The sequence below is a fragment of the Streptomyces asoensis genome, from assembly GCF_016860545.1.
GTDB lineage: Bacteria > Actinomycetota > Actinomycetes > Streptomycetales > Streptomycetaceae > Streptomyces > Streptomyces asoensis.
The window spans coordinates 786,031-808,605 of the sequence record NZ_BNEB01000005.1; the positions used below are offsets into that span (position 1 = coordinate 786,031).

Below are 22,575 nucleotides of genomic sequence, written 5' to 3' on the forward strand. Positions count from 1 at the left end.
CGGTGCGGAGGGGGTGTCAGCCGGCGGACGACAGGGAGTTCGCGTCGCCCGTGGTCTCACCCGTCCCGCCGGTGTCCTCGACGGCGGTCGGCGAGGCCTCGCCGCCGCCCTCGGGCTGGCTCGCCTCGGGCGAGGCGGCGGGAGACTCCGGGGCCGCGGGGCCGGACGCGGTCGCCGGGGAGGTGGGCTTCGCGGTCGTCGTGCCGGTGGTGGGCACCTCGGGCAGCGCGGACGCCCGCGGCCGGGCCGAGCCGGTGGCGGCACCGGACGGTTCGGCGGCGGCGCCGCTCGCGGAGGACGCCGTCGCGGCGGCCCCCGTCGTGCCCGCGCCGGGAACGGCGTCGGCGGAGCCCGAGGGACTCGCGGAGGCCGACGGCACGGCCGAGGTCTCCACCTTCCCGGCCGGGGTGTCGCTGTCCAGTCCGGGCAGGGGCAGCCAGGGGGCGCCGGAGTTGCCGGAGACGAGGGTGGCGACGATGACGAGGGCGTACACCGAGCACAGGACGCCGACGGCCGCGCCGAGCCACCGCAGCCGGCGGCTGCGGCGGCCGGACTCGTCGACGAAGACCGGCGAGCCGGTGCCGTCCGGGGACCCGGACCGGCCGCCGGGGGTGCCCGCGGAGGACGCCGCGCCGATGCTGCCGAGCTGAACCGTCAGCTCGTCCGTGTCGTCGGAGGACACGTCCGCACCGGCGGCGTCCGTGCGACGCAGAGGGCCGGCGGCGGCATCCGCCGCACCGAAGGGATCGAACACGTCGGCGACCGGGCGGGGGAAGGGATCCGCGGCGTCCTTGTCCAGGCCGGGGAAAGGATCCGCCGCGTCCGTGTCCGGGCGGTGGAACAGGTCGGTGGTGACGTCCGTGTCCGGGGCGGGGGGCGAAGCGAGGGTGTCCGAGAAGGCCGGGTACGGCGCGGTGCCGCCGCACAGGGCGGGCACGGCCTCGCTCCGTGGGGCCTCGGGCTCGTCCGCGGTCTCCCGGAAACTGCCGGCGCGCGCCGCCCTCGTCCGGGTGCCGGTCCGGCGCGCCGCGAACAGGTCGCCGTCGGACCCTGATGCGATATCAGGCCTGTCCGGTTGGGTGCCATCCAGCCAATGTTCCACTTACCCATCCCCCACGAGACCACCGCGGGGATGTACCGCCGATGGCTGGCACAGGTCGGCCGGACCAGGGTTTCACCTGGTCCGAGCGCCCCCCGATTAGTTGATGCTTGGACGGTGACTATAACTCAACTGATTAAACCGTGAAGTTTGTGTCAGAAGTGTGAAGGCTTCGCCGATTCCGAGGTGACCGAAAAGGATCCTTGCACACAAGGCCGAGGTGACCCCAGACCGATCCCACAGGGTGGACGGCCCCCGGGCCGCGCACCGCGCGCCCTCGCGCGTCAGTGGGTGCGCAGACTCCGCGCCGCCAGGGCGAGGCTGACCTCCACCAGGTCGGCCGGACGGGACAGGGACCGGCCCGTCAACTGCTCATAGCGGCGCAGGCGGTTGAGGACGGTGTTGCGGTGGCAGTACAGCCGCTCCCCCGCTCGCTGGGCCGAGCCCTCGCAGGCCAGCCAGGCGGCCAGGGTGTCGAGCAGGACGGCCTCGTCCGCGGGTTCCAGACCGCCCAGCGGCCCGAGGACCCGGTCGACCAGCGCCGCGCCCAGCTCGGGCGCGGAGACCACCAGGGCGGCCGGAAGGTGCTCGGTCAGGTGGACCGTGCCGCCGGCGCGAGGACACAGGCCCAGCGCGAGATCCGCGAGCCGGCGGGCGTCCCCGACCGCGGCCAGTCCGGAGACGGCCGTGCTGACGCCCGTCCGCGCGCCACCCGGGACCGCAGCTGCGCCGCCCGGCGGCGTCGGGCCCTTCGCGGATCCCCCGGCCGCCCCGCCCTCGCCCGGTACGCCGGTCTCGTCCAGCAGGACGATGCCGTAGTCCACCTCCGCGCCCGTGTGCCAGTACGCGCGCGTGCCGCGGACGGGGGCGGACGGGTCGCAGGTGCGGCCGGCCGCCACCGCGACGACGACGTAGCGGCCCTCCTCGGGAAGGTCCAGCGCGCGGGCGGTCTCCGGGAGGTCCGCGATCCGGCTGGCGCCGTCGAGCAGGGCGCCGGCCAGCACCCGCAGGCGGTTCTCGCGTCGCCAGGCGAGCTGCCGCTCCACCTGCCGGTAGGCGTCCGCGACCAGGGAGCAGTGCTCGTCGACGAAGTTCCAGACGTCGGTGGCGATGTGCACGAGCAGCCGGACGTCCTCGGGCGCGGTGCGGCAGGTCTCGTCGATGAGGCCCTGCCACACCAGGGACCCGCCGAGCCGGAACGCGTGCAGCAGGGCGTCCAGCGGAAGGCCCTGCTCCGCGCGGGTGGCGCCGATCCGCCACGAGCAGCGGCGGGCCGCGTCCCGGCTGCCGCGCGGGTCGATCAGCGAGGACACGCTGTGCCGCAGCGAGCGGTGCACCTCCTGCCAGGTGGCGGCGGGATCGCTGGTCACGGCGGCGCGGTAGGCGGGCTCCAGGTCCTGGAGCGCGGCCACCAGCCGGTCGGTGAGATCGGGCAGGTCCGCCAGGAGCACCCGGGCGGCCCGGTGCAGCACCCGCAGCGCGTCGGCGTCGATCAGCGAGCGCACCTGCCGGGGATGCTGCGGGTGCTGCCGGGGCCCGGGCGCCGCCGGCGCGCCGGACGCGGGACGGAACGCGGTCCGTGAACGTAGGGCCTGATGCATCGCGGTCCTCCCCCTGGGCAGCGCCCCGCCGTCCGACTCGTCCTGCCCCGAAGGATGGCATACCGTCCGGTCGGTCCCTAGGGGTGTGCACGATTGTTTTCGGTCCGGTCGGCGCTGTCGCTCCGCCCTCGGCCGGCCCCCGAAGCGCACGGTCGGGAGCCCGGTGTGCGCCGCGGAACCCCCTCGGCCGGACCGGTCAGGGGCAGCGTCCCCCGGTCGGCCGGGGGCCGCCGCCCTCCCCCGTCGGCCTGCCGGGGCCAGAGTCCGGGGCGGGTGCTGGACACGTCCCCGAGACGTACGGGCGCCGCAGGAGGAATCTGGAGGTGGCACCCGGCCGTGCGACACCCCTGCCCCGCGAAGGAGACGAACTCGTGGCGCTCCCCACCGACAGTCACCGGTCCGAGGCGTCCGGCGCCTCGTCCGTCGCCCTCACCGTCCGGCAGGCCGTCACGGACGGACTGCTCGGCGAGGACCGCCCGCTGGCCGGATTCGTCGACGTGCAGGGGGTGCGCGACAGCGTCGCCGGGCTGCGGGAGGCGTTCGCGCGGGTCCCCGACGTGCTGCACACCTTCGCCGCCAAGGCCTGCGCCCTGGTGCCGGTGCTGCGGCTGCTCGCCGACGCGGGGACGGGCTGCGAGGTGGCGAGCGCCGGTGAGCTGCGGCTCGCCCTCGACGCGGGGTTCGACCCGGCGCACATCGTGCTGGACTCGCCGGCCAAGACCCGACGGGAGATCCGCGAGGCCCTCGCCCTGGGGGTCGCCCTGAACGCCGACAGCCTCGACGAGCTGGACCGCATCGACGCCCTGCGCCCCGAGGGCTGCGCGTCGGTGCTGGGGGTCCGGGTCAACCCCCAGGTCGGGGGCGGTTCCATCGGCGCGATGAGCACGGCGACCGCGACCTCCAAGTTCGGGGTGGCGCTGCGGGACGCCGGGGCCCGCGCCCGGCTCGTCGAGGCCTTCGCGCGACGGCCGTGGCTGACCCGGCTGCACGCGCACGTGGGTTCACAGGGCTGTCCGCTGCCGCTGATCGCGGAGGGACTGGCGGCCGTCCACCGGCTCGCCGAGGAGATCGACGCGCACGTCGGCCACCGCCGGGTGACGAGCCTGGACCTCGGCGGCGGGCTGCCGGTGAACTTCGCCGACGACACGGTGACCCCCACCTACGCGCAGTACGTGGCCGCGCTCACCGCGGCCGAACCGGCGCTGCTGGACGGCCGCTACCAGGTGGTCACCGAGTTCGGGCGCTCGCTGGTCGCGAAGAACGGCTTCACCGCGGCCCTCGTCGAGTACGTCAAGGACGCCGGGGGCCGCCGGGTCGCCGTCACTCACGCCGGCGGACAGGTCGCCACCCGTACCGTCCTCATGCCGGACGCCTGGCCGCTGCGGGTGTCCGCGTTCGGACCGGACGGCACGCCCAAGCGGACCCCCGTGGTGCGGCAGGACGTCGCCGGGCCGCTGTGCTTCGCCGGGGACGTCGTGGCGCACGACCGGCCGCTGCCCGAGCTGGCCGAGGGCGACCTGGTGGTGCTGCACGACACGGGCGGTTACTACTTCTCCGCGCACTGGTCGTACAACAGCCTGCCGAGGCCCGCCGTCTACGGCTATCTGCTCGACGGCGAGCGGGTCGCGTTCGCCACGGTCCGCAGCGCGCAGACCGTGCGGGAGATCTCCGAGGAGAGCGGTCTGGCCAGGGCGGACGCCCTGCTGACGGGGTTCGCCGGGCGGTGCGGGAGCTGAGCCGCGCGGCCGGGTCCCGTTCCCGGACCGTCCCGGCAGGCATCAGCGGCCCGATTCGGAGCACCCGGATCCCCGTCCCCTGCCGAGGAGAGAGCCGTGCTCTGGATCGCCGTACTGCTGCTGCCGCTGCTGTCCGTCCTGCTGGTGGTCATGGACCGGGTCGAGGAACGCCTCCTCGCGCCCGGGCGGGCGAAGCGGCGCCACGCCGCGACCGGGCGGCATCTGCGGCTGGTCCGCGACACCGGGCCGGCCCCCGTGGCGGTGGACGAGGCCCCTCCGGCGCGGCCCCGGGCGGCATGAGGACCGTTCCGAGGGAGATGCCGGGCTGCCCCGAGGAGGGACGCCGGGCTGTCCCGGGCGACGGCGGTGTGCGAGGCTCCGGGACGGAACCGGCACCCGGCGCGGACCCGGTCCGCCGTGCCGGTCGGCATCAAGGAGGGTCAGCGGTATGCGCATCGGTCTGCTCGGCACCGGCCCCTGGGCCCGGATGGTCCACGCCCCCGTCCTCGAGGCGCACGGCGCGCTCGACTTCGCCGGTGTCTGGGGCAGGCGTCCCGAGGCCGCGAAGGAAGTGGCCGACCGGCACGGGACGCGGGCCTACGACGACGTCGACGCGCTGCTGGCGGACGTCGACGCGGTGGCCGTGGCCCTGCCGCCGGACGTCCAGGCGCGGCTCGCGGTGCGGGCCGCCGGGGCCGGCTGCCACCTCCTGCTCGACAAGCCGGTGGCCGCGACGGTGGCGGGAGCCAGGGACGTGGCCCGGGCCGCGCGGGAGGCGGGCGTCTCCTCGGTCGTCTTCTTCACCACCCGGTTCGTGCCCGAGGCAGCCGACTGGATCGCCCGGCAGGCGGACACCGGCGGATGGTTCACGGCGCACGCGCAGTGGCTGGGAGACGTGTTCCACGGCGCCGACGACCACCCCTTCGCCACTCCGTGGCGCGGTGAGAAGGGCGCCCTGTGGGACGTCGGCCCGCACGCGCTCTCCGTGCTGCTGCCGGTCCTCGGCGACGTCCGCCGGGTGGCGGCCGCCGCCCGCGGCCCCCGCGACACCGTCCACCTGGTCCTGGAGCACGCGTCAGGGGCCTCCAGCACGGTGACGCTGAGCCTGACGGCCCCGCCCGCCGCCACGGGTGCGGGGCTCGAACTGCGCGGCACGGCCGGCGTGAGCGTGCTTCCCCACGGCGGCGACGCGGCCGACGCCCTCACCCGGGCCGCGGACGAGCTGCTCGGCGCGGCCCGCGGGGAGCGGCCCCACGCCTGTGACGCCGCGTTCGGTCTGCGCGTCACGGAGGTGCTGGCCGAGGCGGAGACCCTGCTGGCGGCCGGGGCCCGCTGACCCGGACGGCGGCCCGCGGGCTCAGCCGCCCTCGAAGGGCTCGTCGCTCCACCGGAACCAGGCCCGGTCCCCCTCGATGTGCAGCCACTCGGGGACCGGCCGGACCCCGCCCTCGCACACCGCCACGCCTGCGTCGTCCGCCGCCGGTCATACCCGGGGACAGCCTGCCACCCGCTCCCGCGACCGGATCGGCCCGGAGGGTCCCGGCGTGCGCCGGCCGGCGCCCGGGGGGAGCGTGGGGGGTGTGGGACGACTCGACGGGGACCGCCGCAGCTGGCTGCGGGGCGCGCCGCCGCCGCGCTGGGTACGGGCGCTGCCCCTGCTGCTGGTGGCGGGTGTCTGCGTGGCCACGCTGACCAGTCCCGACCCGCTGGACATCGGCTTCCTGCTGGGCGCGATCCCCCCGCTGGCCGTGCTGTCGTACGGACCCGTGTCGACCGCGCTGCTCGGCGCCGCCGTGGTCGTGATGCTCGACGTGCCCGCCTTCCAGCTGGACCGGCCGGGTCGGACCGACGTGCTGACGGTGTCCTTCGTCGCCGTGCTGAGCGTGTTCGTGGCCTTCGTGCGCCGCCGCCGGGACGTCCAGCTGGACACCGAGCGCACCATCGCCGAAGCGGCCCAGAACGCCCTAGTACCCCCGGTGCCCGAGCGGGTCGGGGCGGTGGCCTGCGCGGGGCTGTACCGGGCGGCGCAGCGCGGGACGCTGGTCGGCGGCGACTTCTTCGACGTGCGGACCTGCGGCCACGGGGTGCGGGCGGTGCTGGGCGACGTCCAGGGGCACGGGCTGGCGGCGGTGGCCACGGTGGCCTCGCTGCTGGGCGCGTTCCGCGAGGCGGTGCTCGACCAGCCGGACCTGGAGCGGGTCGCCGCCCGCCTGGACCGGCGGCTGGTGACGGACTCGGCGCGCGTCACCCACGCTGAGTTGTTCGCGACGGCCGTCCTGCTGGAGTTCGCGCCGGGCGCGGACGCCGTGCGCATCGTCGTCTGCGGGCATCCCCCGCCGGTGCTGCTGCGCGACGGCACGGCCACGGAGGTCGGCCTGGTCCCGTGGACGCCGCTGGGCCTGGGCCTGCCCGAGGGCGCCCCGCTCACGGCGCACGTCCTGCCGCTGCGCCCCGGCGACCGCCTCTTCGTGGCCTCCGACGGCGTCTCGGAGGCGAGGGACGCCGCCGGAGTCTTCTACCCCCTGCTGGAGCGGCTGCCCGCGCTCGCCGACGGCGCCGACCCGGCCGCCACGGCCGACCGGGTGTGGCGGGACGTGCGGGCGTACTCCCCCGAGATCCGCGACGACGTCACGATGCTCGTTCTCGCGCCGGACCGTCCGGCGGGCCGCTGAGCGTCTCCGCGTCGCCCTCGGCGTCGATGTGCGGCAGCATGCGGTCCAGCCAGCGGGGCGTCCACCAGGCCTTCTCCCCGAGCAGGGTCATCACGGCCGGCACCATGAGCAGGCGGACCACGGTGGCGTCGATCAGCACACTGACGGCGAGGCCCAGGCCGAGCATCTTGACGACGATGTTGTCGCTGATGATGAAGGCGGCGAACACGCTCACCATGATCAGCGCCGCGCAGGTGATCACCCGGGCGGTGATCTCCAGCGCGTGGGCGACGGAGTCCTTGGCGTCCCCGGTGCGCAGCCAGGCCTCGTGGACCCGGGAGAGCAGGAAGATCTCGTAGTCCATGCTGAGGCCGAAGATGATCGCGAACATCATCATCGGCACATAGCTCTCGATGGGCACGTCGCCGTTGACGCCGAGCGCGGGCCCGCCCCAGCCCCACTGGAAGACGGCCACGACCACGCCGTACGAGGCCGTGATGGACAGCACGTTGAGGACGGCCGCCTTGACCGCGACGAGGAGGCCGCGGAAGACGGCGAGGATGATCAGGAAGGCGAGGCCGACGACCACGCAGATGATCAGCGGGAGCCGGCTGGCGACGATGTCGCGGAAGTCGACCTGCGCGGCGGTGGTGCCGGTGACGTAGCCCTTGGCGTCGTAGCCGGAGACCGCGTCGGGCAGGGTCGTGTCCTTGAGCCGGTTCACCAGGCCGGTGGTGGTGGCGTCCTGCGGGGCCTGGGTGGAGTAGACGGTGCCGATCAGGACGTCGCCGTCCTGGGTGGCCGTCAGCGGGGTGACCGTGGCCGCGTCGGGCACGGCGTTCAGCGTCTTCTGCGCCTGCGACTGGAGGTCGGAGCGTTTGTCGGAGGGGACGGACGTCTGGTCGATGACGACGGTCAGGGGCCCGTTGGAGCCGGGCCCGAAGGCGTCGGTCATCAGGTCGTAGGCCCGCCGGTCGGTGAAGGAGGTCGGGTCGGCACCGTCGCCGATGTGGCCGAGCTGGATGGAGAAGACGGGGATCGCGAGGACGGCGATGACGGCGACGCCTCCGGCGAGGTACTGCCAGGGTCTGCGCTCGACGCGCTTGGCGTACCGGTGCCAGGTGCCGTGCGGGGTGGCGCCCGGCTCGGCGTCGGTCTCGGCGACGGGTCTGCGCACGTGCCAGCGGTCGATGTTCCGGCCGATGAGGCCGAGCAGGGCGGGGACGAAGGTGAGGGCCCCGATGACGGCGGAGACCACCGTGATGGCGGCGGCGAGGCCGAGTTTGCCGATGAAGGACACCCCGGACGCGTACAGGCCCATCAGCGCGATGATGACGGTCGTGCCGGAGACCAGCACGGCGCGTCCGCTGGTGGCGGTGGCGTGTCCGGCCGCCTCGGCGGGGTCGGCGCCGTTCATCAGGTTCTGCCGGTGCCGGGTGATCAGGAACAGGGCGTAGTCGATGCCGACACCGAGGCCGATCATGGTGGCGAGGGTCGGGGAGACGGTGGCGAAGGTGAACGCGGCGGCCAGCAGGCCGAGGATCGCGAGGCCGCCGACGACGCCGATCAGCGCGGTGACCAGGGGCAGTCCGGCCGCGATGACGCTGCCGAAGCCGATCAGCAGGACGACGACGGCGACCGCGAAGCCGATCGCCTCGCTGAGGTAGTCGTTGGCCTTGGGCCGGGCGAGCTCACCGAGCGAGCCGCCGTACTCGACATCGGCGCCGGCCGCCCGCAGCGGCTGGACCGCGTCGTCGACGCCGTCCAGGTAGTCGTCGCCGAGGGTGTTGGGCTGCTTGTCGAAGCGGACGGTGATGTAGCCCGTCTTCCCGTCGCTCGACACCGGTCCGACCTTGGTCGGGCTCTGCGACAGGGGGTTCTGCGCCGACAGGACGTGGGGCAGCTCCTGGAGGTCGCCGACCGTGGTGGACATCTGCGAACTCAGCGCGCTCAGCGCCTGCTTGTCGTCGTGCATGACGATCTGGGCGCTGTAGCCGCCGGCCTGCGGATCGTGCTCCTGGAGGACGTCGAGACCCTTCTGGGACTGTGTGTCCGAGAGCGCGAAGTTGTCCTCGTAGGTGCCGCCGACGGCGCGGTCGATCGCCTGGAGGGCTACCAGGGCGACCAGCCAGGCGACGATGACGATCAGGTAGTGACGGGCGCACCAGGCACCGAGCCTGCGCAGTCCCCCACGGTGCGGTTTCCCGGCGGAGCTGGATCGCATGACCTGGGCCTTCCTGCCGCGCGTGTGTCTTCCACGGGTGGTTCGGACGCCCCCGGCACAGCCCATTAGACGTCGCACCGATCATCACGGCATCCCGGCGCGGGGCCCGGTACGGCCGTCCGGGACTTGATCGGAATTGCAGGGTGCGGCCCCAGGATGAATGGTGTTAGTGGACCCGATGACCGCACCGGGCCGAAGCCTCCCTTCGGACGCGAGGAGCAGAGATCATGCCGACGTCAGAACCCGGCGCCGACCGGCCCTCCCCGGACCGCGCCACCCCCGACAAACTGCTCCACACGCGTACCGGCACCGAGGTGTCCCCGGAGGACATGGTCCTCGCCACCGGACGCGACCTGACCCCGCGCAACCTCGAATGGGCCCGCCGCAAGCTCGCCGAGGAGGGCCCGGGCGCGATCGAGAAGCTGCTGCCCTAGGCGCCCCGGCCCCCTGATCCGGGCCGTCGACCGGGCATCCGCTCTTCCGCGGCGGCACCTGCGGCTGCCAGACTCCCGAGGATGCCCGACTTCGACATGCTCGTCCTCGGATCAGGTCCCGGCGGCCAGAAGGCCGCCATCGCCGCGGCCAAACTGGGCCGCAGGGTGGCCGTAGTCGACCGCCCCGACATGGTCGGCGGGGTCTCCCTGCACACCGGCACCATTCCCTCCAAGACCCTGCGCGAGGCGGTGCTCTACCTCACCGGCCTCACCCAGCGTGACCTGTACGGTCAGAGTTACCGCCTCAAGGAGAACATCACCGTCGCCGATCTGACCGCCCGTACCCAGCATGTGGTGGGGCGTGAGACCGACGTCATCCGGGCGCAGTTGACCCGCAACCAGGTCGCCCTGTTCGCCGGCACCGGCCGGTTCGTCGACGACCGCACCGTCGCGCTGCGTGAGACCGGCGGGCAGGAGCGGCTGATCAGCGCCGAGCACATCGTGATCGCCACCGGGACGCGGCCCGCGCGGCCGGACAGCGTGGAGTTCGACGGGCGGACCATCCTCGACTCCGACAACGTGCTGACGGTCGAGCGGGTCCCGCAGTCCATGGTGATCGTGGGCGCCGGTGTGATCGGCATGGAGTACGCGTCCATGTTCGCCGCGCTCGGCAGCAAGGTCACGGTGGTCGAGAAGCGCGCCGGGATGCTCGACATGTGCGACGTCGAGGTGATCGAGTCGCTCAAGTACCACCTCCGGGACCTGGCGGTCACCTTCCGTTTCGGGGAGACCGTCGCCGCCGTGGAACGCCATGCGCGCGGTGCGCTGACCGTGCTGGAGAGCGGCAAGAAGATCCCGGCCGACGTGGTGATGTACTCGGCGGGACGGCAGGGTCTGACCGACGGGCTCGACCTGGACAAGGCGGGTCTGGCGGCCGACCGGCGCGGCCGCATCGAGGTCGACGAGTACTACCGCACCCCGGTCCCGCACATCTACGCCGTGGGCGACGTCATCGGTTTCCCGGCGCTCGCGGCCACGGCGATGGAGCAGGGCCGGGCGGCGGCCTACCACGCCTGCGGTGAGCCGGTCGGGCAGATGGACCACCTCCAGCCCATCGGGATCTACACCATCCCGGAGATCAGTTTCGTGGGGCGGACGGAGGACCAGCTCACCGAGGACAGCGTGCCGTTCGAGGTGGGCATAGCCCGCTACCGCGAACTGGCCCGCGGGCAGATCATCGGTGACGCGCACGGCATGCTGAAGCTGCTGGTCTCGCCCCGGGACCGGACGCTGCTCGGGGTGCACTGCTTCGGCACCGGAGCGACCGAGCTGATCCACATCGGACAGTCGGTGATGGGCTGCGGCGGGACGGTCGACTACCTGGTCAACGCGGTGTTCAACTACCCGACGCTGGCGGAGTCGTACAAGGTCGCCGCCCTCGACGCCACCAACCGGCTGCGGCAGCTGGACCGCATCGGGGACTGAGGGGCGCGAGGGCGGACGGCACGGCGGCGCGGGACGGCGGCCGGCGCGGGTCGTGAACGGGGGCCGCGCCGGGGACGCTCACTCCTCGACGATGTGGACGGCGGCCTCCTCCGCGCCCGCGGCCCCGCCGTCGATGCCCACGTCCCGGGCGACCTCCTCCTTCACGGCGTCGGGGTGGGCGCCCTCGTCCGGGGCGACGAGCCGGCCCGCGCGCCGGTCTCCGGCCTCGGGGTCCACGGGTTCGCCCTCGCCGCCGGCAAGGTCGCCGACCGCGTCCCCGACCGGCTCCGGGGCCTCCGGCACCTCCTGCGCCAGCCGCTGGTCGAGGCTCTCGCCCTCGTGCTGCTCGGCGGCGGTCGTGCCGTACTTGGTGACCCCGAGGGGCTTCTCCGGCGGAGAGTAGCCCTCGTCGAGGGTGTCGTCGTAGGTGCGTTCGTCGAGGGCGTCCTGGAGGTCGAGAGGGGCGCCGTCCGCCTGTTCCTCGCCGGTCCCGGACGGCTGGTAGACGTCGTCGCCCATGGCCTCGGACTGCGTACCCATGCGGGCCTCCTCGCGGTTTCGGTGGTGGTGTCCCCGTCCGCGTTTCCCGTGCGGCCCGCTCCAATCACGGCACATGCCACCCGCACGGGCGGCCCGGGACGTTACCGATCCGTCAATCTTGAAAGCTCAAGAGTTGGGGCTATAGTCACTCGCACACTCGGAGTGACCGTCCGCGGACGCAGTGCTGGAACGGTATCCGCCGCGCCTTGCTCCGCCGACGTCTGCCGAGGTCATCCCTCTCGACGCGCGGCGGCGTTCCACCCTCACCCCCCATACGCCGCCGGGTCCTCCCCGCTCGGGCGGCGTGCACGACGGAAAGCAGCGCAACCATGAGCAACAGCACCGGAAGAGGGCTCCAGGCGAACGTGCTGGGCACCTTCGACACGGTGGTGATGGCGGTGGCCGGCAGTGCTCCGGCCTACTCCATCGCCGCCACCACCGCCGTCCTGGCCGGGGCCGTGGGCCTGGCGGGGCCCGCGGCACTGCTGTACTGCGCGATACCGATGCTGGGTATCGCCCTGGCGTTCAGCCGGCTCAGCCGGATCGACGTCAACGCAGGCGCCAGCTACTCCTGGGTGGGGCGGACGCTCCACCCCTTCCTGGGCTTCGTCAGCGGCTGGGCGCTGGTGATCTCGGCGACCATCTTCATGGTGGCGGGCTCGCTGCCCGCCGGTTCCATGACCCTCGCGCTGTTCGACCAGGGCCTCGCCGACGACACGGTCCTGGCCACCGTGGTCGGCGCCGCCTGGTTCCTGGTGATGCTGGCGGTGGTGCTGGGCGGTGCCCGGCTCACCGTGCGCGCGCAGCTGATCATGTCGGGCGTGGAGCTGGCGATCCTCGCGCTGTTCGCCGTGCTCGCGCTCTTCCACACCGACAACTCGCTGCCGTTCGACTGGTCCTGGCTCGGGTTCGGCCACTTCGACGGGGTGTCCGGCTTCGCGTCGGGCGCGCTGGTCGCCGCCTTCTACTACTGGGGCTGGGACGTGACCAGCAACCTCAGCGAGGAGACCCGCAACAGCCGCCGCACCACCGGCCTCGCGGGGCTGATCGGCGTGGGCGTGGTCTTCCTCCTCTTCGAGGTCTTCACCATCGCGGTGAACATCGTCCTCAGCTCGCAGCAGGTCCAGGACAACGGCGCCAACGTGCTGGCGGCGCTGGGTGAGGAGGTGTGGCCGGGCTGGGGCGGCAAGCTGCTGATCGTGGCCGTGATGCTGTCCACCGTCGCCACCCTGGAGACGACCCTGATCCAGGTCACGCGCTCGCTGTTCGCCATGGGCCGCGACCGGACGATGCCGTCCGCGCTGGGCCGGGTGCACCGCACCTGGAACACGCCCTGGGTGGCGATCACGGTGGTGGGCGCGGTGGCGCTGGTGCTCTTCGTCGCCTCGAACGCGCTGGGCTCGGTCGGCGACATCCTCGCCGACGCCATCTCCGCGATCGGCCTCCAGATCGCGATCTACTACGGCCTGGCGGGTCTCGCCGCGGTCGTGGCGTACCGCAAGACCCTGCTGAGGTCGCCGGCCGACTTCCTGCTCGGCGGGCTGTGGCCGCTGTTCGGCGCCCTGTTCATGTTCTGGGTCTTCGTGGAGTCGCTCGGTGAGCTGGACCCCGCGGCGATCGCCATCGGCGTAGGCGGCCTCGCCGTGGGCCTGGTGCCGATGCTCTGGTACTGGCGGCGGGGCAGCGACTACTACCGGCCCTCCCGGCTGGACGCCTCGCGCACCGTCGAGGCCGGGTACGTGCCCGACGGCCGGCCGGCCGCGCACTCCGCCGGCCACGAGGGTCTCTCCACCGACTTCTGAGAGGGGACCCGATGGCGCGGGACCGCTTCGCTCCCGATTTCGACCCCGACTGCGGGGATGCTCCGCTCTCCTCCACCCGGCACGACATCGTCATCGGCCGCTGGCAGGGTCTGCGGGACCTGCTGCGTGCCACCGGCCCGGACTGGCTCGCCCGCGGGCACCGGGTCCGGTTGCTCGCCCAGGCCTGCGTGGGCAGTTCGACGGTGGAGACCTGGCTGGCGGCCGAACCGCACAGCGCCGACGCACTGGTGCTGCGGGCGGCCACGGAGACGGCCCGGGCGTTCGACCTGGCGATCACCGCGGGCCGGGGCGTGCCGATCGACCGGACCCGGATCGACGCCGCGGTGCTGGCGTGTCTGGCCGCCGCCGAGGCCTGGCCCGACGACCCGACGCCGTGGACGTCGCTGATCTCGGTCGCCCGTCTCTATCCGGCCGGGGTGCGCCGGCAGGAACTGGCTCGCTGGTGGGACGAGTTGCACCGGCGGGACCCCTACAGCATGGAGGGCCACCTCCAGGTCCTGCACTACTATTCCGCCCGCTGGCACGGCTCGCACGGGCTGATGTACGACTTCGCCAGGGACGCGGCCGGGGTGGCCCCGCCGGGTTGCCCGCTGCCGGTCCTGGTGCAGTACGCGCGCGTGGAGGAGTTCCGCCACTCCCTCGACACGGAACACGACCGCTCCACGGCCATCGCCCTCGGCCAGCACTGGAACAACGACGGCGCCGTCAGCGACGTCCGCCGCACCTGGGAGCGCTGGATCACGGGACGCAAGGAGGACACCGTCGCCCCCGGCGAACTGCGTGACGTCAACTACCTGGCGCACGCCGCGTGTGCGGGCGGCGCCGCCGACGTGGGGGCGCCGCTGCTGACCCTCCTCGGCCGCCGGGCGACCCGTACGCCCTGGTCGTACACCGGGGACCCGGCCCAGCAGATCACCCGGCGGCGCAAGGAGTGGGGGGTGCGCGACTGACACCGGGCCGGCGCTGTTCGTCCGCGCCGGCCCGGTGCCCCTCGCCCGTGTCCCGCGGAGTCTCAGCGGGTGTTCGGACTTCGGTGCGGGGGCTGGCGCGGGGTCGGCCGGTCCGGGGCGGGCGGGACCGTGCGCACCACCGGGCCGTCCCCGTTCACCCGCACCGGGTCCCCGTGGTGACGGATCATCAGGGGCGCTCCGGACAACAGGGTGTACGTGGCCTTGTCCGGTCCTATCTCCACGCGCAGGCGCCGGCCGAGGAGTTGGACGCTGAAGGCGAGGCGGCTGAACCTGTCGGGCAGCCGGGGTGCGAAGCGCAGCCCCTCACGGTCCCCGCGCAGCCCGCCGAACCCGGCGACGAGGGCCATCCAGGTGCCCGCCAGCGACGCGATGTGCAGGCCGTCCCGGGTGTTGTGCTCCAGGTCGGCCAGGTCCATCAGCGCGGCCTCGGCGGTGTAGTCGTAGGCCAGTGCCAGGTGACCCGCCTGCGCCGCGATGACCGCCTGGCAGCAGGCGGACAGGGACGAGTCGCGGACGGTCAGCGGCTCGTAGTAGGCGAAGTTGCGGGCGATCTGCTCCTCGTCGAAGTGGTCCGCGCACGTGTACATCGCGAGGACCAGGTCGGCCTGCTTGACGACCTGTTTGCGGTAGAGGTCGAAGTACGGGAAGTTCAGCAGCAGCGGGTACTGGTCGGGGCGGGTGCCCGCGAAGTCCCACTGCTGGTAGCGGGTGAAGCCCGCGTGCTGTTCGTGGACGCCGAGGTCGTGGTTGTAGGGCACGTACACCGCCTGGGCGGCGTCGCGCCAGGCCGCGCTCTCCTCCGCGTCCACACCGAGGCGGGCGGCCTCGTCCGGATGACGTCCGACGGCTTCGGCGGCGGCCAGGAGGTTCGCCCGGGCCATGAGGTTGGTGTACGTGTTGTCGTCGGCTACCGCGCTGTACTCGTCGGGGCCCGTGACGCCGTCTATGTGGAAGGCGCCGCGGGCGTCGTGGTGGCCGAGGGAGCGCCACAGCCGGGCGGTCTCCACGAGCAGTTCGACGCCGGTGCTCCGTTCGAACTCGGTGTCCCCCGTCGCCGTGACGTAGCGGACCACCGCGTCCGCGATGTCGGCGTTGACGTGGAAGGCGGCCGTTCCGGCCGGCCAGTACGCCGAGCCCTCCGACCCCTCGATGGTGCGCCAGGGGAACGCGGCGCCGCCGAGGCCGAGCTGGGCGGCCCTCTCACGGGCGGCGGGCAGGGTGTTCTGCCGCCACCGCAGGGCCTCGGAGACGGCTTCGGGCGCGGTGTAGGTGAGCAGGGGGAGCACGAAGGTCTCGGTGTCCCAGAACGCGTGGCCGTCGTAGCCGGAGCCGGTCAGCCCCTTGGCGGGGATGGCGCGCTGCTCGGCGCGGGCACCGGCCTGGAGGACGTGGAACAGGGCGAAGCGGACGGCCTGCTGGATCTCCTCGTCGCCGTCTACCTCGACGTCCGCACGGGACCAGAAGTCGTCGAGGTAGGCGCGCTGGTCCTCGAGCAGGCCCGTCCAGCCGCTGTGCCCGGCCGCCGCGAGGGCCGCCTCCACCTGGTCGCTCATCGCGGGCCGCGAGCGGGCGCCGGACCAGCCGTGGGCGACGAGCTTCTCCACGCGCAGCCGCTCGCCGGGCTCCAGCACGGAGGTGACGGTGAGCCGGGCGACGTCCACGTTGCTCTCGCTGCTGACGACGGTGCGCTCGGGGCCGGTGACCTCGTGGTCGGCGGCCACGGCCACCCGCAGACCGCTGCGCTTCGTGCGGTGGACGAGCCTGAGCCGCCTGCCGACGGCCACGTCCTCCTCCGGTTCCAGCGGCGACTTCAGGGCACGGGCCGCGCGCGGATCGCCGTTCGGGTCGGGCAGGCTCTCGTTGGTGACCAGTTCGGACTGGATGACCACCCGGGAGCGGCTGCCGACGGCCTCCACCTCGTAGGCCACGGCGGCCACCGCCCGCTGGGTGAGGGAGACCAGCCGGGTCGAGCGCACCCGGACCGTGGACCCGGCCGGCGAGGTCCACTCGCAGGTCCGCTCCAGGACGCCGCGCCGCAGGTCGAGCACCCGCTCGTGGCGGACGAGCCGTCCGTAGCGCAGGTCGAAGGGCTCGTCGTCGACCAGCAGCCGCAGGATCTTGCCGTTGGTGACGTTGATGACGGTCTGACCGGACTCGGGATAGCCGTAGCCCGCCTCGGCGTAGGGCAGCGGGTGCAGTTCGTGGACGCCGTTGAGGTAGGCGCCGGGCAGGCCGTGCGGTTCGCCCTCGTCCAGGTTGCCGCGCCAGCCGACGTGCCCGTTGGAGAGGGCGAAGACGGACTCGCTCTGCGCCAGGACGTCGAGGTCGAGTTCCGTCTCGCGCACGTGCCAGGGCTCGACCGTGTACGACCGGTTCGTGATCATCTGCGCCGTCACCCTTCGCCGCCGACCAGGTCCGCGAGGTCCTTCACGACGACGTCCGCGCCGTGTGCGTACAGCGCGTCGCTCTGCCCGACCCGGTCGACGCCGACGACGTACCCGAAGTTGCCGCTGCGGCCCGCGTCCATGCCGGCCAGCGCGTCCTCGAAGACGGCCGCCCGCGACGGCTCGACGCCGAGGTCGCGGGCGGCGGCCAGGAAGGTGTCGGGGCTCGGCTTGCCCGGCAGCCCGCGTTCGGCCGCCACGACGCCGTCGATCCGTACCTCGAAGAGGTGCTCGGCCTCGATCGAGCGCAGTACGTCACGGGTGTTGGCGCTGGAGGAGACGATCGCCGTGCGCAGGCCGTGCGCGCGTGCCGCCTCGATGTAGCGCAGGGTGCCGTCGTAGGCCTCCACCCCCTGGGTGCGGATCTTCTCCAGGAGGAGCTGGTTCTTGCGGTTGCCGAGCCCGTTCACGGTCTGCGCGTCGGGCGGGTCGCCGGGGTCGCCCTCGGGCAGTTCGATGTCCCGGGAGGCGAGGAAGGTGCGGACGCCGTCGGCGCGCGGGCGGCCGTCGACGTACTCGTCGTAGTCGTGGCCCTCGTCGAACGGCCGGAAGTCGTCGCCTCCGCGCGCGTACAGGAAGGCGTCGAAGGTCTCCTTCCAGGCCGCCGCGTGCACCACGGCCGTCCGGGTGACCACACCGTCGAGGTCGAAGAGACAGGCCTGGATCGTTCCGGGGAGACCTAGCGTCGTCGTCATACAGGGTCCCGTTCCCCGGTATCGACTCCCTCAACGGTGTGGGCCCCGCCACATCGCCGTGCGCGCCCGCGCATCGGCGGGCGTACGGTCGGGCGCGGGGTCACTCGTGCGGGAACGAGTGGTGCTCGTGCGCGATCAGCCAGCGGCCCTCCTCCTTGCGCAACCCGAAGGTCAGGCGCAGCCTCAGGGCGGGGTCCTCGGCCAGCTCCCGGGGCGTGCCGCAGCGCACCAACGCGTGGGCGTAGGCCACATCGTGGCCGGCGGTGACGTGCAGGGTGTCGATGTCGAAGCACGCGCCCTCGGCCTGCCAGGCGAAGAAGGCGGGCCACAGGGCGCCGTAGGCCGCCAGGCCCCGGATGCCCTCGTGCGGCGGGGTCACGTGGTACAGCACGAGGTCGTCGGCGTGGCCGGCCAGGACGGTGCCGAGGTCCCCGCGGTGGACGGCGTCGGCCCAGCGGGTGATCAGGGTGCGGATCTGCGTGTCGTCGTCGGACAAAGGTCGTCCTCCTCTCGCTGTGGGTCTCCGTCCAGGAGACTGCGACACTTCGCTGTGTGCTCACTTTCGATGATCTGCTGCGCCGGGCCCGTGCTCTCGGCGGGGACGGCGGGCGCGCCCTGCTCGGCATCGCCGGCAGTCCCGGCGCGGGAAAGACGACCCTCGCGCGGCGCCTGGTGCGGGAGCTGAACGGCTCGGGCCTGCCGTGGGCCGTGCACGTCCCGATGGACGGCTTCCACCTGGCCGACGCCGAGCTCGACCGGCTGGGCCGGCGCGGCCGCAAGGGCGCGCCGGACACCTTCGACGCGGCCGGGTACGCGGCGCTGCTGCGGAGGCTGCGCGAACAGGCGGACGGCGCGAGCGGCGAAGGCGGCGACGACATCGTGTACGCGCCCGGTTTCGAGCGGGTGCTGGAGCAGCCGCTCGCGGGGGCGATACCGGTCCCCCCGGCGGCCCGTCTGGTCGTGACGGAGGGGAACTACCTGCTCCTCGGCACGGGCGCGTGGGTGCGGGTGCGCGCCGCGCTGGACGAGGTGTGGTTCTGCGAGGGCGACGAGGACGAGCGCGTACGCCGGCTCGTCGCCCGGCACGAGGAGTTCGGCAAGGGGCACGAGGACGCGGTGGCCTGGGTGCTCGGCAGCGACCGGCGCAACGCCGAGCTGGTGGCGTCGACCAGGGACCGGGCCGATCTGGTGGTGCCCCTGCCGTTGTGACGGGGGCACCCGGCGGACGGTCCTCAGCGGCTGCCGGCCCGCACCGCCAGCGTCGGTTCCCCGTGTGCGTCGTCCGCGCCGAGCACGGCCGTGAAGACCCCGGTCCGCACGGTCAGGCCGTCCTCGCCGCGCCGGACGGACACGGTGAGCGGCTCGGCCGAGCCGTGGCGCACCGCGAACACATGGAGGTCGTCGGGCGCGTCCGTGACCGGGCCGGCCTCCAGCGCGGTGGAGGCGACCAGGTGCCGCCAGCCCGCGTCGGGGTCGCCGTAGCCGCGCGGGTCGGCCGCGAGCGCGAAGGCGGCCTGCTCCTGCGTGAGCGCGGCGCGCGCGTCGAAGTACTCGGCGCCCGTCCCGGCCGGGTGGGTGAGGCGCAGGGTGCCCGCCGACGCGACGGCGCAGTCCGCCGTACGGCGCACCCGATCCCCGTCGTCCTCGGCGTACGGCAGGCCGGCCAGCAGGTACGGCGTGCCGTCGAGCCGCTCCACGGCGACCGTCGTCCACAGGGCGGTGCCGTCGGTGACGTACAGGGAGCGCACGTACCGCAGGACGTGGTCGCGGCCGACGACCGGTGTGGTGACCAGTTTGGCGGCCAGGCCGTCGGCGCGGACGTCGCGGACCCGGACCGCGCCCATGGGGCGGCACAACAGGAAGCCGTCGGTGACGGGACCGAAGCCGTGCTGGCGGTCGACGACGGCGGCCAGGCAGTACGTTCCCGCGGCCTCGACGACGGCCGGGGTCATCCGGTCGTCGAAGGCCACCGAGACGGTGCCGGCGCGCAGTTGGTGCCGCGCGCTCGCGGTGGACGGTTCGCGGTGCCAGCGGGAGTCGTCCTGGATCTGCCAGACGAGCATCCACGCGAAGTGCCCGTCGACCCCGCCGTCCGGCTTGGCCGCGTACCGTGCCCAGCGGCTGTCGCCCCGGTAGCGGCCCAGGTCGGCGCCGATCCGGGTGCCGAAGTAGCGCAGGCCGAGGACCGATTCGAAGGCGGAGTGCTGTTCGCTGTAGCGCGGTCCGCCGTTGTCGAAGCCGCCGTTCGTCAGGCGGGCGTCGATGTAGCGGGCGAGCGCCTCGCCGTCCTCGGCGAAGACCTGTTCACCGCTGACCCGGTGGGCCTGGGCGAGGAAGGACAGGGAGATCGGGCCGTAGTTGTTGTCGTAGGCGCCGCCGTGCTCGGGCGGCAGCAGGGCGCCCCGGTCGCGGACCCGGTGGGCGCGGATCTCCTCGGAGTACAGCGCGAGGGCCCGGGCCCGGACCCGGCCGCCCTCCTCGGGCGGGAGCCTGCGGGCCAGCATCAGGCCGCCGACGACGCAGCCGATGGCCTGGTTGCCGGCCTCCTGCGGGTTGAAGAAGGTCGCCTCGGTCAGCCAGGTCCAGTAGCCGCGCGCCACCTCCAGCAGTTCGGCGCGCTGCTCGTCGCCGGCCAGGTCACGGCCGTCCGGGGTGTCGAGCACGTCCAGGAGGTTCACGGCCTGGAGCAGCGCCCACACCGTGCTCGGCCAGTCCCCGACGGGGTGGGCGCCCGCCGCGAGCACGTACCGGGCGTACGGCAGTGCGCGGCCGCGGGCCCTGAGGTTGGGGTAGCCCGGGTTGTCGTCCCGGTAGACGCGTTCACGCAGGTGGAAGGCGAGGCTGCGGCCGACGGCCTCCGGCAGGCGGGGGTCCTTGCCGCGCTGCCAGGCCAGGGCCAGCAGCGAGGTGATGCCGAGCGAGGTGTCGCCGATGTCGTCCGTGCAGTCGGGGTGCTCGAGGCTGCCTTCCGGTGTCAGGCGGGCCAGGGCCTGCTCGACGACGTCGGCGAGGACGGCGTCGTAGGCCTCGGGGGTGTCGGGCAGGTCGTGCAGGGGTCCGCGCTGGTGGAACAGGTGCACGGCGGGGGACGTGGGGTGCAACGGGGATCAGCCCTTCATGCCTGGGACGGTCACGGCGTGGGTCGTCGGCGTCACGCGACGGCTGCGGGCCGGCGGGCGCGCAGTGCGACGGTCAGTGTGTGCGGGCCGTGCCCGCCGATGTGGACGCGGTTCCCGGCCGTCGCGTCGGTACCGCCCACCACGGTGTGGTCCTGCCCGGGGTCGTAGCGCAGTACGTCGGCGCGGTCCGGTCCGGCGAGGGGCTCGCCCGCTTCGACGGTGGCCTCGATCCGTATCTCGTCGTCACCGGCCCGGTAGGCCGCCGGTCCGCTCGTCAGGCACCAGCGGCCGTCGCCGATCGGTACGGCGCCCCGGACGGCGCCGCCCGGGCGGAAGGTGAGTTCGAGAGCCCAGGGCACGCGCGGTCCGCCGATGTCGATGCGCAGGTCGGCGCCGTCGTCCCTCAGCTCCACGTCGATCCGGGTCGTGTGCGAGACCTCGTCCCGGGGGCGGTCCTGGAAGGCCATCGCTGCCGAGAAGCGTCCCTCGTCGGCCGTGCGGTAGGCGCCGTCGTCCCGTCGCCGGTCCGGCGGCAGCGGCTGGTAGTAGGCGGCCGTGAGGGTCTCGGTGAGCCGGTGGCGGCCGTCGGCGAGGCGTCGCATGCCGGCGGCGCGGAACGGACCCAGGTCGAAGAAGCCCCGGGAGAGTCGGACCGCGTCCAGGACGGCTTCCCCGGCGAACAGCCGCAGGAAGGTGGGGTTGCAGGCGAGGCCCGAGCGGATGCGCCGGTGGCTGGGCACGTCGGAGCCGCCGTACACCACCGTGTGCGCGGTGGCGGAGGCACGCGAGGCGAGGCCGGCGGTGGCGAGGTACCCGTCCCGCGGGAGGACCTCCGCGGCCGGCGGGGGCAGGACCCGGCACAGGTCGGGGGTGAGGAGGGTCTCCGCGAGCAGCCCGGCGTCGTCGATGCCGCCGGCGGCCGCGAGGTGCGCCGCCCGGCTGAAGTCGCCCCGGCCGGTGCGGACCGCGAGCAGCCGGTAGTGCGGCAGGTAGGGCGCCAGCGGGAAGGAGAGGTGCTGGTCCTGGCGTCGCGAGTGGACGGTCTCCACCGTGCCGTCCGGCCTGATGAGGTCCAGGGTCGCGGCGAGGTTGCGTTCGACGGCGTCCCGCAGGTCGGCGCGGCCGAGGACGTCGGCCAGCAGCAGCAGCGAGGGGTTGGACACATGGGCCGCGTAGAGGGCGCTGCGTTCCGAGTACAGGCCCTCGGCGTCGATGTCGACGCCCTCGGCGAGCCACTGCCCGATCCGGTCGGGCAGGCGCTCGTCGGGGAACGACCGGTGCAGCCGGGCCAGCGCCGCGCACAGCTCCCAGCGGTGGTTCGGGGTGTGCACGCCACCGGTCAGGAGGCTGCCGGTGGCGGCGTCGGCGATCTCGGCGAGCGCGGCCGTGACCTCGCGCAGTTCCGGTCCCGCGCCGGCGGCGAGGACGTGCGCGTCGCACACGTCGTTGACGGTGAACGCGGAGTCCGGCGGGGACTGCACGTTGTCGCCGCCGGCGAAGAGGCCGGTGGGTGTCTGCGCGGCCCGCAGGGCGCGCAGGTGGGTCGTCGCGGCGGCGACGGCCCGCCCGCTGCCGTGCAGTGCCGAGTGCGGGGAGCGGTACGCCGCCACGAGGGTCCTGACCCGGCGGGCCAGGGCGCGGTGGGTCACTCCGGCGGGTTCCTCGCCGGGGCGGTCCGCGAGCGGGACGGCCGCCCGGTCGGCGGCGCGCGCCACCGCGCGGACGAACTCGTGGTCGGGCGCGGTGGGCACGG

General features: G+C 73.9%; 18 protein-coding genes. 9 read left to right on the forward strand and 9 right to left on the reverse strand.

Annotated elements, in window-relative coordinates; translation table 11 throughout:
* Positions 1–16: 16 nt before the first annotated feature.
* Together Saso_RS26525 and Saso_RS26530 are read right to left on the reverse strand one after the other, a co-directional pair.
* The gene (locus tag Saso_RS26525; protein ID WP_189924714.1) at positions 17–937 is read right to left on the reverse strand and encodes a hypothetical protein; all 921 of its coding nucleotides are present in this window, start codon (positions 935–937) and stop codon (positions 17–19) included.
* 446 nt (positions 938–1,383) lie between these two features.
* The gene (locus Saso_RS26530) at positions 1,384–2,700 is read right to left on the reverse strand and encodes a PucR family transcriptional regulator (RefSeq protein WP_189924713.1); all 1,317 of its coding nucleotides are present in this window, start codon (positions 2,698–2,700) and stop codon (positions 1,384–1,386) included.
* A gap of 371 nt (positions 2,701–3,071) precedes the next feature.
* Here Saso_RS26530 and Saso_RS26535 point away from each other — a divergent pair, with 371 nt between their 5' ends.
* The 4 genes from Saso_RS26535 to Saso_RS26550 all read left to right on the forward strand — a co-directional run bounded on the left by Saso_RS26535 (position 3,072) and on the right by Saso_RS26550 (position 7,108).
* A complete protein-coding gene (locus Saso_RS26535) occupies positions 3,072–4,436 on the forward strand; it encodes a type III PLP-dependent enzyme domain-containing protein (protein ID WP_189924712.1) in 1,365 nt (454 codons plus the stop codon).
* Positions 4,437–4,532: 96 nt separating this feature from the next.
* Positions 4,533–4,736 carry a hypothetical protein gene (locus Saso_RS26540; RefSeq protein ID WP_189924711.1) on the forward strand — a complete coding sequence of 68 codons (204 nt, stop codon included), beginning with the start codon at positions 4,533–4,535 and terminating at the stop codon, positions 4,734–4,736.
* Positions 4,737–4,884: 148 nt separating this feature from the next.
* Entirely contained in the window at positions 4,885–5,772 is an 888-nt protein-coding gene (locus Saso_RS26545) for a Gfo/Idh/MocA family protein (RefSeq protein WP_189924710.1), read from the forward strand.
* Between the two features lie 244 nt (positions 5,773–6,016).
* Entirely contained in the window at positions 6,017–7,108 is a 1,092-nt protein-coding gene (locus Saso_RS26550) for a PP2C family protein-serine/threonine phosphatase (RefSeq protein WP_189924709.1), read from the forward strand.
* On the opposite strand, the gene Saso_RS26555 is transcribed toward Saso_RS26550, so the two are convergent.
* Positions 7,065–9,311 (reverse strand): MMPL family transporter, encoded by a 2,247-nt coding sequence (locus tag Saso_RS26555; RefSeq protein ID WP_189924707.1) that lies wholly within the window; start codon positions 9,309–9,311, stop codon positions 7,065–7,067. The two genes, Saso_RS26550 and Saso_RS26555, sit on opposite strands and share 44 nt — an antisense overlap.
* A gap of 227 nt (positions 9,312–9,538) precedes the next feature.
* On the opposite strand from Saso_RS26555, the gene Saso_RS26560 reads away from it, so the two are divergent.
* Complete coding sequence (locus Saso_RS26560; RefSeq protein WP_189924705.1) at positions 9,539–9,745, forward strand: hypothetical protein; 207 nt, start codon at positions 9,539–9,541, stop codon at positions 9,743–9,745.
* Between the two features lie 81 nt (positions 9,746–9,826).
* Entirely contained in the window at positions 9,827–11,230 is a 1,404-nt protein-coding gene (gene sthA, locus Saso_RS26565; protein ID WP_189924703.1) for a Si-specific NAD(P)(+) transhydrogenase, read from the forward strand.
* Positions 11,231–11,308: 78 nt separating this feature from the next.
* Here the strand turns inward: sthA and Saso_RS26570 are convergent, their stop codons facing one another.
* Positions 11,309–11,770: a DUF5709 domain-containing protein gene (locus Saso_RS26570; protein ID WP_189924701.1), complete on the reverse strand. Its 462-nt coding sequence runs from the start codon at positions 11,768–11,770 to the stop codon at positions 11,309–11,311.
* A gap of 329 nt (positions 11,771–12,099) precedes the next feature.
* Between Saso_RS26570 and Saso_RS26575 the strand changes: the two genes are divergently transcribed.
* Both Saso_RS26575 and Saso_RS26580 read left to right on the forward strand, forming a co-directional pair.
* On the forward strand, positions 12,100–13,572 hold the full coding sequence (locus tag Saso_RS26575) for an APC family permease (protein ID WP_189924699.1): 1,473 nt from the start codon (positions 12,100–12,102) through the stop codon (positions 13,570–13,572).
* Positions 13,573–13,583: 11 nt separating this feature from the next.
* The gene (locus Saso_RS26580) at positions 13,584–14,543 is read left to right on the forward strand and encodes a hypothetical protein (RefSeq protein WP_189924697.1); all 960 of its coding nucleotides are present in this window, start codon (positions 13,584–13,586) and stop codon (positions 14,541–14,543) included.
* Between the two features lie 62 nt (positions 14,544–14,605).
* Here the strand turns inward: Saso_RS26580 and Saso_RS26585 are convergent, their stop codons facing one another.
* The 3 genes from Saso_RS26585 to Saso_RS26595 form a co-directional block, all read right to left on the reverse strand.
* Entirely contained in the window at positions 14,606–16,948 is a 2,343-nt protein-coding gene (locus Saso_RS26585) for a glycoside hydrolase family 65 protein (RefSeq protein ID WP_189924695.1), read from the reverse strand.
* Between the two features lie 8 nt (positions 16,949–16,956).
* On the reverse strand, positions 16,957–17,703 hold the full coding sequence (locus tag Saso_RS26590; RefSeq protein ID WP_189924693.1) for a beta-phosphoglucomutase family hydrolase: 747 nt from the start codon (positions 17,701–17,703) through the stop codon (positions 16,957–16,959).
* A gap of 100 nt (positions 17,704–17,803) precedes the next feature.
* Positions 17,804–18,199, reverse strand: a complete 396-nt coding sequence (locus tag Saso_RS26595) for a YybH family protein (protein WP_189924691.1) — start codon at positions 18,197–18,199, stop codon at positions 17,804–17,806.
* A gap of 56 nt (positions 18,200–18,255) precedes the next feature.
* Between Saso_RS26595 and Saso_RS26600 the strand changes: the two genes are divergently transcribed.
* Positions 18,256–18,912, forward strand: coding sequence for a nucleoside/nucleotide kinase family protein (locus tag Saso_RS26600; protein ID WP_189924689.1), 657 nt, complete (start codon positions 18,256–18,258; stop codon positions 18,910–18,912).
* Between the two features lie 23 nt (positions 18,913–18,935).
* Here Saso_RS26600 and Saso_RS26605 read toward each other — a convergent pair whose 3' ends face one another.
* Both Saso_RS26605 and Saso_RS26610 read right to left on the reverse strand, forming a co-directional pair.
* Positions 18,936–20,783 (reverse strand): hypothetical protein, encoded by a 1,848-nt coding sequence (locus Saso_RS26605; protein ID WP_189925035.1) that lies wholly within the window; start codon positions 20,781–20,783, stop codon positions 18,936–18,938.
* A 71-nt stretch (positions 20,784–20,854) separates the two neighbouring features.
* Positions 20,855–22,573 (reverse strand): hypothetical protein, encoded by a 1,719-nt coding sequence (locus tag Saso_RS26610; protein ID WP_189924688.1) that lies wholly within the window; start codon positions 22,571–22,573, stop codon positions 20,855–20,857.
* Between the last annotated feature and the right edge of the window lie 2 nt (positions 22,574–22,575).